Source organism: Thalassobacillus pellis (assembly GCF_016908295.1).
GTDB classification, from domain to species: Bacteria; Bacillota; Bacilli; order Bacillales; family Halobacillaceae; genus Thalassobacillus; species Thalassobacillus pellis.
On sequence record NZ_JAFBDO010000001.1, the window covers coordinates 376,620 to 392,707 of the forward strand.

Sequence of the window (16,088 nt, forward strand, 5' to 3'; positions counted from 1 at the left end):
CTTTGCTTTTGAAGAAGCGAATCTGTAAAATTTGTTTTAATTGAGAGATTATTGATAGAAAAGTTTACTTTTCAGCGGCAAAAAAATAAATTTCACCTCGAAACTTTAATTAAAATACCAAAAGTCTATATTACTATTCATAAATAAATTATCCATTTAATGGAATTGGAACAAATAAAGGTTAAGGGCTTTATGTTCGCTAAATTATATGATAGTTTAATATAGTGGGAAGATGCCCTCCCAATTAATAAGTGCCTGTCCTTAAATCTCACCGAACTTTTTTCTGCCATTTACCAACCATCAACTCTGCGTTTAGGGCACATATGTAAGACAAGGGAATAATACACTTAAGTTAAGTAAGCGCTAACAAATTTTAAAAAGGAGGAAAACACCATGAAATTGACGACCAAGATTTTTATTGGACTTATACTTGGTGCCGCTGTCGGTTTAGCTCTTCATTTTTGGGCACCGGACTTATTTGAAACATTGGATGCTTGGTTTTTCAATCCATTGGGTACGATTTTTCTTAACCTGATCAAGATGTTAGTTGTTCCTATCGTATTCTTTTCCATTACTTTAGGGGTAGCATCTCTCGGGGACCCCAAAAAATTGGGACGTATTGGCGGGAAGACGATTGCCTTTTTCCTTGTTACCACTACCATTGCTATTTCAATTGCTATTTCCCTGGCTTATCTATTCCAGCCGGGCAGTGGAGATTTTGATACGTCCGGAGCGAATTATGAAAGTCAGGAAGCTCCAGGTGTAGTAGAAACGTTCACAAACATCATACCAACTAACCCTGTCCAGGCTATGACTGAGGGTAATATGCTGCAAATTATCGCTTTCGCTATCTTTATCGGCTTTGCGCTTGCAATGCTGGGCAGAAAAACAGAAGGTGTCATGAAGCTGGTTGAGCAAGGTAATGAAATTATGATGTTCCTTGTCAACCTGATCATGCGTTTTGCCCCATACGGTGCATTTGGTCTACTTGCTTCCGCAATCGGTACAATGGGCCTCGACGGTGCAGCTGCAATGGCAGCCTATATGCTTGTCGTACTGCTTGCATTGTTCGTACACTTAGTTGTGGTTTATGGATCTGCCGTTTCGATTCTCGGTAAAATGAATCCTATTAAATTCTTTAAAGGGTTCTTTCCTGCATTCACGGTTGGATTCAGTACTTCCAGCAGTAGTTCCACACTGCCAGTATCTATGAAAACAGCACAGGAAAACCTGAATGTTCCAAAACCAATCAGCAGCTTCGTACAACCGCTGGGTGCCACCATCAATATGGACGGTACAGCTATCATGCAAGGGGTTGCCACTATCTTTATCGCACAGGTTTACGGCACTGACTTGGCATTTACCCAGCTAGTCATGGTAGTAATCGTTGCTGTGTTAGCTAGTATCGGTACAGCAGGTGTACCAGGTGTCGGCTTGATTATGCTGGCAATGGTATTGAATCAGGTCGCATTGCCTGTCGAAGGTATCGCGTTGATCATTGGTATTGACCGTTTGCTTGATATGACTCGTACAGCAGTCAACATTACCGGTGATGCTGCCTGTGCAGTAGTTATCACAGAGTCAGAGAAAAAACATGGAATTTCCGAACAAAAGCCGGCAGAGCAAATTGCTGAATAATAGAATAACATGCACAAAGAGCAGGCCAAAGCAGCCTGCTCTTTTTTGTTTGATGATATGTGTGCAGATTTGTCGCACCCCAGGGGAACCATATTCTGGTTCTCCAGGGGTGTCTTCTTGAATACCCCGTGAGAACCAGAAAATGTAATTTGTCAGGATGAATGATTAGTATTTTCCTGGATTGGAATTGTAACAAACTTTTTGTAGCCTTCAATTCCATTGAAATATTGGGGGATCTTCGAGGTTGTAAGAAGTGGGTGTTTAGTTTGGAGAGATAAATATTGTGGATAGCTGCTCCATTTATAGGACTCAGGATTGTCCGTTAAATTAGCCCTGCATGGATTCAGGTGGATATAACGACTTACCTGGAGAAAGGCTTGCAAATCCTTTAGAGGTTGGCCCTTAAAACGACCTTGAAATAGATGGCCAACAAATCCATATTTCTTGTTAAAAAACCTAGCATATTGGGAATGGGTTTCTCTCATGAAATATCTGGGTGGAAAATTGTAGGTTTCAATAAGAAGATGAACGTGGTTTGGCATGAGGCAATAGGCGTGGAGTTCGAAGGGATATCCTTTCTTACTACGGTAAAGCAGTTCTAAATAATAATAGCGATCAGCATCCTCCTCAAAAATATTATTTTTCCGATTTCCTCTCGCAGTTATATGATACATAGCACCCGGAAACCAATGACGTTTTACTGTTGGCAATAATTTCACAGCCCCTTCGTAAATTTATTTACAACCTATTCTATATTCGCAATGGATAGAAAAAATCCTGCATAAACGAAAAATAAAATTTCACCCCAGGAGAACCATATTCTGGTTCTCCTGGGGTAGCTTCTAGAATACCCCGTGAGAACCAATATCTGGTTCTTACGGGGTGACATTGGTAATATCTGGTTCTAGCGGGGTAAGTTTATTCTTTATACATAGGTTGGTTTTTTCTGGAATTCTGGCAGCATATCGCCGTGGGCTTCGATTAAATCATCGCATAAGGAGACGATGTCATCGATGGAAAGTTCCGCAGCAGTGTGTGGATCGAGCATGGCAGCCTGATAAATGTGTTCCCGATTTCCTGACATGGCTGCTTCAATCGTCATAAGCTGTGTATTGATATTGGTGCGGTTCAAAGCGGCAAGCTGTTCAGGAAGTTCACCTACATAACAAGGCGTAATACCATTCCTGTCCACCAGGCTCGGAACTTCTACCACTGCTTTTGCAGGAAGGTTGCTGATCAGGCCACCTTCGTTAAGCACATTTCCGTGCAGACGGAATGGCTGATCGGTTTCCATTGCTTCGATGATATAGGAAGCATACTCATGTGAACGTTCATGCGTAAGGTTTTGATTGTTTACAATCTCCTCCCGCATTTTTTCCCAGTCTCTTATTTGATTGACACAGCGGCGCGGATACTCATCCAGTGGAATATTGAATTTTTCAATGAGTTCAGGATAGTTTTTCTTAATGAAATAAGGATGATATTCAGCATTATGCTCCGATGATTCTGTAACATAGTAGCCGAATCGGTTCATCAGTTCGAACCGAACCATATCTTCATGCTTTTCCTGCTGCTTTATGGCTGCACGTTTTTTAATTTCAGGGTAAAGATCCTTCCCATCTTTTGACACTTCCAGCAGCCAGGCCAGGTGGTTGATTCCTGCAATTTTCCATTGTACCCCTTCGTCATCTAAATCAAGAGCTTCGAATAACTTTGGAACAGCTGCCTGGACACTATGGCAGAGGCCGACAGTCTTCACATTTGTATAGCGCAGCATTGCTCCAGTCAACGCAGCCATCGGGTTTGTATAATTCAAGAACCACGCATCCGGACACACCTCTTCGATATCCTTCGCAAAATCCAGCATTACCGGAATAGTCCGAAGCGCCCGGAATATACCTCCAATTCCAATTGTGTCGCCGATCGTCTGCCGCAGGCCATATTTTTTGGGAATTTCAAAATCAATCACTGTACTAGGCTCATAGCCACCGACCTGGATGGCATTGACGACATACTTCGCTCCCCGCAATGCTTCTTTCCTGTTCGTATAAGCACGAATGGTTACATTGCTTCCCAGACTTGTTTTCAAGTTATTCAACATATTTTCCGAATCCTCAAGCCGCTGATGATCAATATCAAACAGGGCAAATTCAAACCCGTCGACACTTGGTGTGAGCATACAATCACCCAGTACGTTTTTTGCGAAAATAGTACTTCCCGCTCCTAGAAATGTAATCTTAGACATAAAACAAACCTCTCCTTTACCCTTTTACAGATCCTGATGAAAGACCTGCCACAAAATATTTTTGTAAACACAAGAACAATATGGTCATTGGTAACATCGACATCAAGGCAGCTGAAGCCACCAGATTCAAATTACTCTGATTTTGTCCAAAAAAGCTCGCCAATGCTACAGTAAGTGTCTGGACATCATTATCCTGTAAGAAGAAAATCGCAAACTGATAATCATTCCAAATGAATACACAGGAAATGATTAACACCGTAGCTGTCACAGGCTTAAGCAAGGGAAATACCACCTTGAAGAATGTTACCAATGTACTCGCGCCGTCAATTTTTGCTGCCTCTTCCAGTTCTTTCGGAATAGTGGACCGAATAAACCCTGCGTAAAGAAAAATAGTCAATGGCAGAAAGGCAGCCAGATTATTTAAAATGGCAATTTCGTGGGTATTCATCATCCCTATATCCACCACCATTTTGTACAATGGAACCAATGCTGTCAGCGGAGGAATTACCATGATCGAAATGAACAGGAAATAAACACCTTTATTTAGCTTCGTATTTCTCCTGGCCAGTGGGTATGCTGCCATGGAGCCCAGGAATATTAACAAGATGGCTGCCCCTGCCGTGATAATGGCAGTATTGACAAAAGCTGTACCTAAATTTGCTTTTTCCCATGCTTCCACAAAATTTGAAAATTGAAGGGTTTCTGGCACTGCCCACTTGGAACTGAAATCATTATTTGCCTTCAAGGAAGTGGTAATCATAATGTAAAACGGTATCAGATGGAACAAGGTGACCACCAATGCCACAATGGTTAACACCCATCTCATAGTTGTTTTTTTCTTTTTCACTAAGCATCGGTCTCCTTTCTTTTAAAATAGATCAGAGCCATCAGACTTAGAACCAGAATGATGATTGCCATTAAAACCCCTTGTGTGGCTGCATATCCAGCGTCCTGCCTGCTGAAATACAAGTCATACATAAATGTAGACATGGATTGGGAGGCATTCCCAGGTCCTCCACCTGTCAGGGCGATGATGACATCAAACAATTTAAGTCCACCGATGATATTAAGGACAACATTAATAGTAATCGCCGGCATCAGCAGAGGAAGAGTAATATTCCTGAACTGTTGAAAGGCTGATGCCCCATCGATGTCAGCTGCTTCATAATAATCTTTGGAAATACTCTGCAAGCCGGCCAGGTAGATGACCATCGCGATCCCCACATATTGATACGTATTAACAAAAACGATGATCCAAGTATTCAAGTCTGGATTTCCAAGGGCATTGATTTTATCAAATCCGAAAAATACCAGCGCATCATTCAACGCTCCTCCCTGATAAGCGAAAAAGAAATACCAGATATATCCCATCACCAATGGACTGATGATGACGGGAAGATAAATAATCGTACGTGTCAAGGATTTCATGCGGATGCTCTGATTCAACAATAATGCATACAACAAACCGATGAGGTTTTGAAAAATTGTACTCCCTATTCCGTATAACAAAGTATTTTTGACTACTAACCATGTATCAGGATCCTGGAGCATGCGTCTATATTGATCCAGTCCCACCCAGTTTTTCGTTTGGGAAAACCCATTCCAGTCGGTGAAAGAAACTCTTATACCATTCAAAAAGGGATATAAAATAAACATACATACGACAATCAATGCCGGCAGATACATCCACCAAAGGGAGTTCTGATTCTTACGCTTTCGAACCGCTGTCTTCCTGCGAGAAACTGACCGGAGGGTGCCTCTGACCATCTCACTCATGATTGGCAACCCTCCCGGAAAATGACAATGCGTATAGAGATCCTTCAATACACTTTCTGCGCTGTTTTGAATTACTCATCATTGCTTTCTCAGCCTTGTGTATTCTTTACTCATTTTTTCGGATACCTCTTCTGGAGTCATGGATCCGGACAGTAATTCTTGCCCTGTGGAACCCATTACATCCCACATCCCGCTCGGAAGATATACTCGGTCAAAATAAGGATAAACTTTAATATCTTTGAATTTTTTGTAATATTCCGAATAATAATTATCTGCTTCTACATTTGCCAATCCTGCTGGTAAGGAAGTTCCCTCTGCAATTTTTTTGGCAATCTCTGGCTGGGCCAGAAATGCAATGAATTTTTTTGCCTCTTCTAAATTCTCAGAGTCCTTCCATGCAGCCACAGTATGCCGTTCTCCACCGATCCAGCTCGGCTTGTCGCCTTCGTGAATCGCCGGCATCGGAACTACCCCTACTTGTACTTCTGGATTCAGTTCTTCCACAGCGGGACCTATGGAACCTCCGCCAAACGTAAAGCCGATTTTCCCTTGAGCCATCAGTTGTGCCTGCTGCTGTATTTGTGCTGTCAATGCATCCTCATTAAGTAAGCCGTCCTCTTGCATCTGTTTTAACTTTTCGGGTAAAAAAGTATAATGCGACCAATCAAATGTCCCGTCCAGGAGTTCCTTTTCATAATTATGCTGTTCATCAGTAATCAGCAATGGGGTGGAAAATTGGTCAAAATACTGACCGAATGCAGACTTGTCTGAGCCATGGAACCACAATGGTGTCACTTTTCCATCACTTTTTTCTTTAATTTGATAGAGCGCATCCATAAATTCGTCAAAGGTCGTCGGTGGTTCAATGCCATATTTCTTTAAAAGATTAGCATTATATGTAATGCCGTCCTTCGCCTGGTTTAACGGAAAAGCATATACTTTTCCTTGATCATTTTTCAATATCTCATTCAATGCAGGATCCAGATTCTTCACCCAATCCATATCACTTAAATCAGCAACATATTCTCCATAGCGTGCTTTCGCCCAACCGTGCGTATCAAATAAATCAGGCATATCGTTAGCCGCCATCTTGACCCTCAGCATTTGCTCGTACCCATCACCGGGAAAGTTACCCTCAATATCAATATTCGGGTTCTCTTCTTCAAATGTTGTAATAGCTTCTTTGATAACTGCTTTGTCTTCTTCAGTCGTAGCAGTAGAATAGAAGGTCAGTGTCGTAGAATCTCCATCGCCAGAAGCACTATTCGAACATCCAGCTATAATCATCGCAAAACAAGCGATTACAATTGCAATCCACGGATTATTCTTCAATCAAGACTCCTCCTTGAAATATAAATATCCATATCGGTTGTTCCCTGTATTTTTATAGGTCAATATTCTTGTTCCTGCCTGCTGTTTCCGTTATAATCTGACTAGCTGTATAGTTTATTTTTCCTAATAAACTATCAGCTTCTCATCTGGTACACCTGCTTATCGACGCCGATCTTTAAAGCAGGTGTACTGTTTTTATGTGGACGATCTACATGCACAATTTCTATACCATCACCTCCTTAAATATTTCTATCAAAAGCTCCCTCCCTTCCTTATACTAAAGTTTCTTTGAGCCCGTGTTTTGAATAAAGGTATTTTTCCCCGCAGCTGTCTCTTACTACCAATTCAGTCGGCACAGTAACTTTCAAAGGGATGTCCCTGCCTTTCAGACGATCAAGCATCAGTTTCACACCTAACCGGCCCATTTCTTCTGTTTGGACCTTGACCGTTGTTAAAGGGGTACTGGCGAACTGCGCCAGGGGGATATCATTAAAACTTACTATCGCAACATCTTCAGGTATAGAAAACCCTTTTTCCTGTAAAGCACGCATTGCCCCAACAGCCATGGCATCACTTGCACAAAAGAATGCTTCAGGCAAATCTCCTTTTTCAATTGCTTTCTTCATCAATTCATAACCATCTGCCATGAAAAATTCCCCAATAAAATAGGCATCTGGATTAAATAATCCCTTTTCTTTCATCACCTTTTTAAATGTCCAAGCACGCTTATCCTCGAATTCTACTTTGCTGTCATTCAAGTGTTCGCGCTCCTGGCCGCCAATGAAGCCGATTTTTTTATATCCTAAATTCAGCAAGTGGCAGATCGCCCGCAGGGAAGCCTTCTCAAAATCAAAAACAACTGAATCATACTTGTCTTCGTCTACATCATGATTGATATAAACAATGTTTTGGATGTCCTCTCCCAATTTTTTCAGAACATCCGCACCTATTCTGCCTACAACGATAAGGTTTTTGATATCATCACTTAACTTTATAGAATGTAAATTACTTAAACGGTATATTTCGGTTGTGGCGATGCCTTTCTCTGCAAATTCCTGTTCAATTCCCTGTCTAATCGAAAGAAAAAAGGAGTCATTTAGTTCTTCATCCAAGGAATGACATAAAAGGATTCCTATTTTTGCTGAGCTCTCGCTGTTACCCTGTGTTTTTGCGCTGCGCCTTTCCTGCATCGTTTTGTAGCCCAGCTCTTTTGCCACCTCAAGGACCTTCTGTCGTGTTTCTTTCGCAACGGACAATGTTTCATCGTTATTCAGAACTCTTGATACCGTTGCACTAGAAACTTTCGATCTGGAAGCTATTTCCTTTATAGTCGTCATGATAGATTCCATCCTTTGTATAAGCTAGTAAATTTTTTACTAAAGTTTACTATGATGTGAATTATCTTAACAGATTAATAAAACGCTTTCAATATATAATTTAAAATATTTTGACAATTGAATATTAGTTATGCTTGTAAATGCTGTTAAATTACCATTTCATCTTGGATGATTTTTCTCTAATCCTTATTATTTTTTACTAAATTCGATCTAAAATGCTAGATATGCTTACTAAACTTTTACTTAAAAATAAAAACACTCTTGTACCTCCGAGATACAAGAGTAATAGCTTTCAATATATATTTCATTATCACAATCAATTTGACTTATCTGTCACTTATCAAATACCGGTGCTTTTTGCTTTTCAGTACTTGGAACTAACCCTTCCACTGTTGGCCATCCATCTTTCCAGATAATTGGATCGATCATCAATGGCCGTCTGGTTGCACCATTTGGCAGATAGGAATCATCATATTCTATTGCATGATAGATTAACCAATCCGTACCTTCATCATCTTTGACCACCGATGTATGCCCAGGACCGACGAATACCTTTCCTTCTTCACTCGGCATATTTCCGGTCATTACCAGAGTCCCTTTACTTTGAAGCAAACCATTTCCATCTTTATCAACATACGGTCCAAGCAGAGAATCGGACTTGCCAACCACTACATGATAACCGCTTTTCTCCCCTTCGCAGCAGCTGCCCGCCGAACCAAACAGATAAAAGGAATTATTGCGTCTGATGACATAGGCTGCTTCCAGCTCGTTTCCTGCGATATGACGCTTTTCTCCTGCAACATCTAAACCATCCTTAGTAAGTTCAACCGCAAATATTCCATGGAAACTGCCCCAAAACAAATACGGTGTTCCATCTTCTTTTACATAAACCATGGGATCGATAGAGTTACCGACACCGATGTCTGCACTTGTAAAAACCGGTCCCTGGTCTTCAAATGGCCCGACGGGAGTATCTGATGTTGCTACGCCGATTCCTGGATTCGTATCGCCCCAAATGGATAAAGAGTAATATAGTTTATATTTCCCATTAAAAAATTCTATATCTGGTGCCCAGATTCCGCCAACATTTTTCCATGTTGGCTTTTTTTCAAAAGCTTCTCCGACATATTCCCAGTTCGTAAGGTCTTTGGATTTTACAATGGGGACAAGCTTTGGACCTTTCCCGTCCCCCCAATCATCCTCCGTCCCGTAAGCATAGAAGTATCCATCCTCTCCTCTGATGACGGAAGGATCAGCAAGCACGGGTTCAAATACCGGGTTGGTATAGTGAGCTGTTTCTGCAGTTTTTGAAAGTGCGAACACAGTTCCAAGGACACCGATAAGAATCACCGCCAAAAAAACATATAATATCGATTTACTTATTTTCATTTCTATCCTCTAATTCCCTTCGCTGGATAAATTCTTTTCGATAGATGGAAGGAGTCTTACCCTTCTCCCTGGAAAAAACCCTTGTAAAATAATGTACGGACCGAAAGCCGGTATTCTCGGCAATCTCCTTGATCGGCAAGGATGTTTTCGCTAAAAGTGCCGAAGCTCCCTTTACTTGTTCCTTCCTTTTAAACGCAGAGAATGACTCCCCGCTTTCCTTTACAAATAGACGGGACAAGTGTCTAGCTGAAATATGCAAATATTTGGCGACATCCTCCAAACGATAAGGCTGAGAAAGATTATCCTTGATAAAAAGCTGCGCATTGTAAATCAGTGACGTATTATAATTGGCTGTTCCTGGTTGGGAATTGGAAGGTCTCCTGGTAAATTGTTTGTAAAGTGCATGCAACAAAGACTCAGACAATTGGGAGACAAATGGAATATTGTCGTGAGAACTGATGGCTGCTTCCATAACAAGGGCTTCCCAAATGAACGATATGGAAGAGCTTGTACCTGTTTCCACCAACACATTATCTTTGGTCAATTCTTCTTTCCAGCTGCCTTTATTCCCTGCCCCAGTGTCAAATGCTACAAAAAAAAGAGTCAGGCCATATTTGCTTTTAATCTGATGAAGTCTGTATGGCCGTGAACAAAAAGCGACGCCTTCTTTTAATGGAAACACTTTTCCATCTTCGATATAAGTCCCTTCTCCATCCAGAACATAACAGACTTCAAAAAAAGAATGCTTATGTACAGGGTTATCGTAATGTTTTTCCATGGCACCCCAATAATATATTTGAAATTCTGTGTCCGCAGTCTGCACCCATTTGATATGCTGGTTCAGAAACTTTTCCCCTTTTTTAAAATCTTCACCGACAAGCATGATGTCTCCCTCCCTTGTCCTAAAAGTACAAAGGTCTGGCGTGAAAATCTAAAGACCGACAAGCCCGATTTCTCTTAAAATGGACAGTAACAAATTGAAAATGGAGGTTTTCATATGATCTCGGAAAAGGATGTAGCATTTTACCAGGAGAATGGATATTTGCTTGTGAAAAATGTATTCAACCACGAGGAAGTCACGAGAATGCAAAAGGGTGTCGATGGGATTATCCAGCGTGCCACGGAGGCTGAATTAGACCGGAATCATGCCTGGCAAGGAGATTACCTGCCAAAAAGGGAATTAAAAAAGCTTGTGCTGAAAGGATTTCATGATATTCACTATCAGGACGCTTCCTTCACCGCTGCTTTGTCTCATCCAAACATGAATGCCATCTTAACTGAATTGATTGGTCCAAATGTCCAGCTCCACCACTCAAAAATGCTGGTCAAACCGCCGGAAAATGGTGCAGCCTTTCCTATGCATCAGGATTATCCGTATTTCCCTCATAAAAACCATACAATGCTTGCTGCCAGTGTCCATCTAGATGATGCTGATTTGGAAAATGGCTGCCTCCATGTCGTTCCTGGTTCCCATCATCAAGGCCCCATTCCTCATCGCGGACAGCATTACCTCGATGCGAAGGAATATCCGATTGATCAAGGAAAAGCTTGTCCGGCCAAAGCCGGTGATGTGTTATTTTTCAATTACCTGACCATTCATGGATCGAAGCCGAATACCAGTGACCGGACACGTCGTAATGTCCTGTTCCAATTGCGCGACCCGGAAGATCCGCCAGTGAACAATGAACACGTCAACTGGGGACAGGGCCTCATGGTCTGTGGTCAAAATCCAACCTACCGCGAATACAACATCCAAAAAATGCTCCAACAAGCCTGATTTTTCCACCCCGGGAGAACCAATATTTGGTTCTCCCGGGGTGGAATAAAAAGTTACATTAGAACCATATTTTAAAGGTTTTTACTTCGTAGGGCTTGATGGAAAAGCTGATTTGGTTTTCCTTATAGTCTGCTTCCCCGATTTCTTCTTCGATCATATTACATTCCACTGCTTTCTTAATTTGTTCCCCGAAGCGCACTTTGACATCCTGATTCCGATGCTGTTTATACTCATATAACCGGATGACTGCTGCTTGACCGTCCTCTTCTTTCTTCACTGTTTCCAGCCAGACATTATCATGGGAAATATCAGCAAATTGATAGGCTATAGGCAGTTTCCCGTCCGTGTTAGGCGCTACTTCATATCCAAGAAGTGGATCATTCAATGCATAGGCTGTTTCAACCACACCATTTTCCTTCCAGCTGCCACTGTGCGGAAATAGGCTGTAAGTAAACGAGTGGCTGCCTCTGTCCGCTGTTTCATCCGGGCTGATTGCCGACTTGATCAGGGTCAGCCTGATCACATTGTCTTTTACATCATGACCATACTTACAGTCATTCAGCAGGCTTACGCCATAGTTCCCTTCTGACAGGTCGACCCATTTATGACCGACTGTTTCAAACTTGGCATAATCCCAGCTAGTGTTCCAGTGCGTCGGCCGCTCAATGTTTCCAAACTGAATATCATAGGTTGCACTCGTAGCCCGTATATCTACCGGAAAAGCTGTTTTCAGCAGGGTCTGCTGTTCCTGCCAGTCGATTTCCGTATCAAAATCTATTCGGCGGGAGTCTTTGTAAATGCGAATCGTCTGCACGATCGTAGAATCATAGAATTTCCACGTTAGTTTCAAACTTCCCCGGAGCGGTCCTTCTTCGATCACTTCAGTATTGGTAAGGTTGCTGATTTCCCGCATTTTTTCCTGGTAATACAAATCAATGTCCCAGGCATCAAATTTCATCGGTTTATCTTCAAACGCCTGGAATACATTCGCTCTCGATTGTTCCGCCAGCACTTCACGGCCATTTTCTTTATCATAGATGGATATTATCTGGCCTTGTGCGTTCAGCTTGATCTGGTAGAAGTCATTTTCCAGATGATCTTTTCTGACGGACACACTGCTTGTTTCGTCTGGAGCTATATGTTCAAAGGTAAATGTTTCATAACCGAGCGATGGAACGGAGTCAGCTTTAACTAACAGTTTACGTTCTCCGTTTTCCTCGATAACTTGTCCACTAGCTTCCTTGCCTCCCGGACCGGCAAGGACAGTCTCTCCTGTTACATGTTCGGAAAGTGGCAGGCTGATGTAATCACTCCGCTCTATTGGAAGGGAGTTAAAAACAGCCACTCCACGTTTTTCTGTTTTCACCTGATTTAACATCCCGTGAACAGCCTCATCCTGGACATTCTTCCCTGCATTTCGGACTTCCGCATAATCAGTCCTGGCGTCCTCGTTGACCTGGCGGATAGAGGAGCCCGGAAGAATATCATGGAACTGGTTCAGAAGAAGCTTTTCCCAGCCACGGTTCAATTCTTCCTGTTTGTAATGCTGCTGTCCTGTCAACAAATCATGCATGACACCGAAAAGCTCCGCGCGATGGTAGATGATTTCTGCCTCCCGGTTGGCTTTCTTCAAAGCTGCCTGAGAAGTATAGGTGCCGCGGTGATATTCCAGATAAAGTTCCCCATCCCATACAGGCAGGTCTTTTTTCTTCATCCGCTCTCCCAGTCGTTCAAAGTATGGCTCGGCTTTGCCGATTTCCACCTCAGGCATGCCTGGCAGGTTTTTCATCGCTTTTGCGGACTCGATCATTTCCTTCGTCGGGCCGCCTCCGCCATCTCCCCATCCAAAAGCAAGCAACAGTTCATCGTTAATGTCCTTTTGTTTATAAGAATCCCATATTCCTTTGACACTGCTCGGCTCAACCATTCCGTTATAGGTATAAATCACGCTGTCGTCTTCCGGCGTAGTGATGAAATGGGTTAGAATTCCGGTACCATCGATTCCCCGCCAGTTGAAGGTATCATACGGAAAACGATTATATTGGCTCCAGCTGATTTTTGTCGTCATGAAATATTCGATGCCGCTTTTCTTCATAATCTGTGGCAGTGCCCACGTGTACCCGAAGACATCCGGGAGCCAGACAACATTCGTCTCGACCCCAAATTCCTCTTTCATGAAACGTTTGCCAAACAAAATCTGCCGGATCAGCGACTCTCCACTTGGAACGTTCGTATCTGGTTCGATCCACATTCCACCTGTGATTTCCCATTCTCCTGAGCTGATCTTTTCTTTCACTTTTTCAAAAATATCCGGGTAATCCTCTTTCAAGTATTGATACAACTGCGGAGAAGTATGGATATAGCGGTACTCGGGATATTGCCTCATCAGGTGTAGTACGGTTGAAAAGGTCCGGGATGCTTTTTCCCTTGTGTGGCAAAGCCTCCATAGCCATGCCATATCGATATGAGAGTGACCAAGTGCGACGACCTTGGGTTTCAATTCTTCCAGTTCGCCAAGCTTATCCACTTCCGTCTTTAAATAACGATAGGCTTCAGCGATAGATTGATAGTATTCATCTGATCCCTTTTTCAAAAAGTCTATGAAAAGGAATGATTGATTGAGATGCTTCACCAATTCCGAGCGGCGCAGATCATTTTCGTCAAGTTCCTGGATTGCTTTCCGTACCGTGTCCGCAAGATAATAAAATTTCTCTGTCGTCTCATCGATCAGGACGAGCTCGGCTTTCTTGAAACGACGTCGGTCCGGTACATCCAGCACGCCACTCCAAGCCTTGAGCGCAATATGAAGCGATGAATGTTTCAAATGCTCTGGTGGAATCCATGCTTCTTCATGCCAGACATCAATCCCTTGAAGGGGGGAACCGTTTACATACAACAGTGTCTCCGCAGTTGATCCACCTCCATCCCTTGGGCCAACCAGGAACCGCAGCGAAACCTTTTCATCTTTCCAGGATTCAGGAACAGGTACGGTCGCCCGGAACCAGGCGTCCACGTCATATCCGCCCCAGAAATCTCCGACGGAAAATTCAGCCCATTCCTTGTCGTCAAAGTCAATGGCCGCTGCTCCCTTGCAGTCTCCTTCTAAAAATTTGAACGTCGGTATTTCCTGTTTTTTACGGTGGATTGTCTGTTTGATTTCCTGTAATTGATTAGCAATTTTTTCTTCTGTAAATAACATCATTACACCTCAAATGCGTTGATTTCCTGTTTATATCTGTTGGTGAATACCCCGGCATCTGGCTGGCGGATATCATTCCATTTACGATTTTCCCCGTTGAATTGCGGAAGCCAGGCGGCATGGGCTTCAAACATTTCGTCACACATCTGCCAAACCTCTTCGGTATTACAAACCGCGGCAGTCAGCGGGTCGTGAAGCACGGCAAGCTTCACCATTTCTTTATCCCCTCGAAGTGCCGCTTCTACAGCCATTTCCTGAACATTGATGCTGGATCGGCAGGTGGCTGCACATGGCAGTGGAAGATTCCCGATTGTAACCGGATGGATTCCTGTCTGATCAACATAGCAGGGGAGTTCAACTGTACTTCCACCAGGCAGGTTCATAATATATCCATTGTTCCCTACGTTAAGATGCCCACGGTATGTCCTGCCAGTTTCCAATGCTTCGATTATGTAAGAAGCATGCTCATCCGTCCTGTCCCCAAGTGTGATCTTCCTGCTGGCAGCCTTCCTGCGATACGCTCCATCTTTTGCTTTGCAATCCTCCAGGTAGCCGGCAGTTATGCCACCTATCCAGTCACTCTGGTCAATCCAGCGATCCAATTCCTCCGGGCGTTTCCGATACCAGGGAAGATATTCACTTAAATGACCGTTAGTTTCTGTAGAAAAATACCCAAACCGCTTTAACACATCCATCCGGCACGGCTCTTTTTCCACAATTTCCGGATGGCTCTGAAAAGTTTCATATAGATTTGGAATCATATCTTCTCCTTGATGATCGACCTGGATATACCACGTCTGATGGTTGATTCCGGCTGCAGTGATCGACAATTCCTTTTCTGGTACACCCAGTGCTTTTGCGATCAATCGTGAGCCTCCCTGTACCCCATGACAGAGCCCGATAACTGAAATGCCTCCAGCCCTGCGCAATGCCCAAGTATTCATTGCCATTGGATTGGCATAATTCAGGAGAAGAGCCTGGGGCGCCACTTCTCTCATATCTTCCGCAATATCCAGTAATGCGGGAATGGTCCGCAAGGCGTAAAAAACTCCTCCTGGACCAATCGTGTCGCCTACGCATTGATCCACATTGTATTTCAATGGAATGGTTATATCCTTTTCATAGGCACTTAACCCTCCGACACGGATCGTGCAAATCACGTAGTCCGCACCGGTTAGGGCTTCTCTCTGATCCATTGTTTCGAAAACTGTTGCTGGAAGGCTGTTTTCCGTAATCATATTTCTGCAAAGACCAGCGATAAAAGACAAATTATCCGGATTTTTATCCATCAGGCGGAATTCCGTGTCCTGAAACTCCTCCACGGACAAGATATCCATCATCAAGCGGCGGGTGAATTCCAGGCTCCCTGCTCCAATCATTGCGATTTTCAGCACA

12 protein-coding genes are annotated in these 16,088 nt (G+C 43.0%); 2 read left to right on the top strand and 10 right to left on the bottom strand.

The features are described from left to right. Positions 1–393 precede the first annotated feature (393 nt). The gene (locus JOC33_RS01910; RefSeq protein ID WP_205090434.1) at positions 394–1,638 is read left to right on the top strand and encodes a dicarboxylate/amino acid:cation symporter; all 1,245 of its coding nucleotides are present in this window, start codon (positions 394–396) and stop codon (positions 1,636–1,638) included. 152 nt (positions 1,639–1,790) lie between these two features. Here JOC33_RS01910 and JOC33_RS01915 read toward each other — a convergent pair whose 3' ends face one another. From JOC33_RS01915 to JOC33_RS01950, 8 genes are all read right to left on the bottom strand, one after another. Beyond that, a complete protein-coding gene (locus JOC33_RS01915) occupies positions 1,791–2,348 on the bottom strand; it encodes a transposase (RefSeq protein ID WP_205090436.1) in 558 nt (185 codons plus the stop codon). A 215-nt stretch (positions 2,349–2,563) separates the two neighbouring features. After that, entirely contained in the window at positions 2,564–3,883 is a 1,320-nt protein-coding gene (gene melA / locus JOC33_RS01920; protein WP_205090438.1) for an alpha-glucosidase/alpha-galactosidase, read from the bottom strand. A 16-nt stretch (positions 3,884–3,899) separates the two neighbouring features. Then, a complete protein-coding gene (locus JOC33_RS01925; protein ID WP_205091510.1) occupies positions 3,900–4,709 on the bottom strand; it encodes a carbohydrate ABC transporter permease in 810 nt (269 codons plus the stop codon). 20 nt (positions 4,710–4,729) lie between these two features. Beyond that, complete coding sequence (locus JOC33_RS01930) at positions 4,730–5,659, bottom strand: carbohydrate ABC transporter permease (protein WP_205090440.1); 930 nt, start codon at positions 5,657–5,659, stop codon at positions 4,730–4,732. 78 nt (positions 5,660–5,737) lie between these two features. Continuing rightward, positions 5,738–6,946, bottom strand: coding sequence for an ABC transporter substrate-binding protein (locus JOC33_RS01935; RefSeq protein WP_205091511.1), 1,209 nt, complete (start codon positions 6,944–6,946; stop codon positions 5,738–5,740). Between the two features lie 317 nt (positions 6,947–7,263). Further along, the gene (locus JOC33_RS01940) at positions 7,264–8,328 is read right to left on the bottom strand and encodes a LacI family DNA-binding transcriptional regulator (RefSeq protein WP_205090442.1); all 1,065 of its coding nucleotides are present in this window, start codon (positions 8,326–8,328) and stop codon (positions 7,264–7,266) included. Positions 8,329–8,661: 333 nt separating this feature from the next. Further along, positions 8,662–9,717: a family 43 glycosylhydrolase gene (locus tag JOC33_RS01945; protein WP_205090444.1), complete on the bottom strand. Its 1,056-nt coding sequence runs from the start codon at positions 9,715–9,717 to the stop codon at positions 8,662–8,664. Beyond that, complete coding sequence (locus JOC33_RS01950) at positions 9,704–10,600, bottom strand: AraC family transcriptional regulator (protein ID WP_205090446.1); 897 nt, start codon at positions 10,598–10,600, stop codon at positions 9,704–9,706. Before JOC33_RS01950 ends, JOC33_RS01945 begins: the two co-directional genes overlap by 14 nt. Positions 10,601–10,714: 114 nt before the next feature. Here JOC33_RS01950 and JOC33_RS01955 point away from each other — a divergent pair, with 114 nt between their 5' ends. Then, on the top strand, positions 10,715–11,494 hold the full coding sequence (locus tag JOC33_RS01955) for a phytanoyl-CoA dioxygenase family protein (protein WP_205090447.1): 780 nt from the start codon (positions 10,715–10,717) through the stop codon (positions 11,492–11,494). Between the two features lie 58 nt (positions 11,495–11,552). On the opposite strand, the gene JOC33_RS01960 is transcribed toward JOC33_RS01955, so the two are convergent. Further along, the gene (locus JOC33_RS01960; protein WP_205090448.1) at positions 11,553–14,696 is read right to left on the bottom strand and encodes an alpha-mannosidase; all 3,144 of its coding nucleotides are present in this window, start codon (positions 14,694–14,696) and stop codon (positions 11,553–11,555) included. After that, positions 14,696–16,087: an alpha-galactosidase gene (melA, locus tag JOC33_RS01965; protein ID WP_205090449.1), complete on the bottom strand. Its 1,392-nt coding sequence runs from the start codon at positions 16,085–16,087 to the stop codon at positions 14,696–14,698. The genes JOC33_RS01960 and melA (JOC33_RS01965) overlap by 1 nt, the downstream gene beginning before the upstream one ends. Between the last annotated feature and the right edge of the window lies 1 nt (position 16,088).

Coding starts and splice junctions, on each gene's coding strand:
- JOC33_RS01910 (WP_205090434.1), top strand. CDS start 394: ATGAAATTGACGACCAAGATTTTTATTGGACTTATACTTGGTGCCGCT.
- melA (WP_205090438.1), bottom strand. CDS start 3,883: ATGTCTAAGATTACATTTCTAGGAGCGGGAAGTACTATTTTCGCAAAA.
- JOC33_RS01925 (WP_205091510.1), bottom strand. CDS start 4,709: ATGAGATGGGTGTTAACCATTGTGGCATTGGTGGTCACCTTGTTCCAT.
- JOC33_RS01930 (WP_205090440.1), bottom strand. CDS start 5,659: ATGAGTGAGATGGTCAGAGGCACCCTCCGGTCAGTTTCTCGCAGGAAG.
- JOC33_RS01935 (WP_205091511.1), bottom strand. CDS start 6,946: ATGATTATAGCTGGATGTTCGAATAGTGCTTCTGGCGATGGAGATTCT.
- JOC33_RS01940 (WP_205090442.1), bottom strand. CDS start 8,328: ATGACGACTATAAAGGAAATAGCTTCCAGATCGAAAGTTTCTAGTGCA.
- JOC33_RS01945 (WP_205090444.1), bottom strand. CDS start 9,717: ATGAAAATAAGTAAATCGATATTATATGTTTTTTTGGCGGTGATTCTT.
- JOC33_RS01950 (WP_205090446.1), bottom strand. CDS start 10,600: ATGCTTGTCGGTGAAGATTTTAAAAAAGGGGAAAAGTTTCTGAACCAG.
- JOC33_RS01955 (WP_205090447.1), top strand. CDS start 10,715: ATGATCTCGGAAAAGGATGTAGCATTTTACCAGGAGAATGGATATTTG.
- JOC33_RS01960 (WP_205090448.1), bottom strand. CDS start 14,696: ATGATGTTATTTACAGAAGAAAAAATTGCTAATCAATTACAGGAAATC.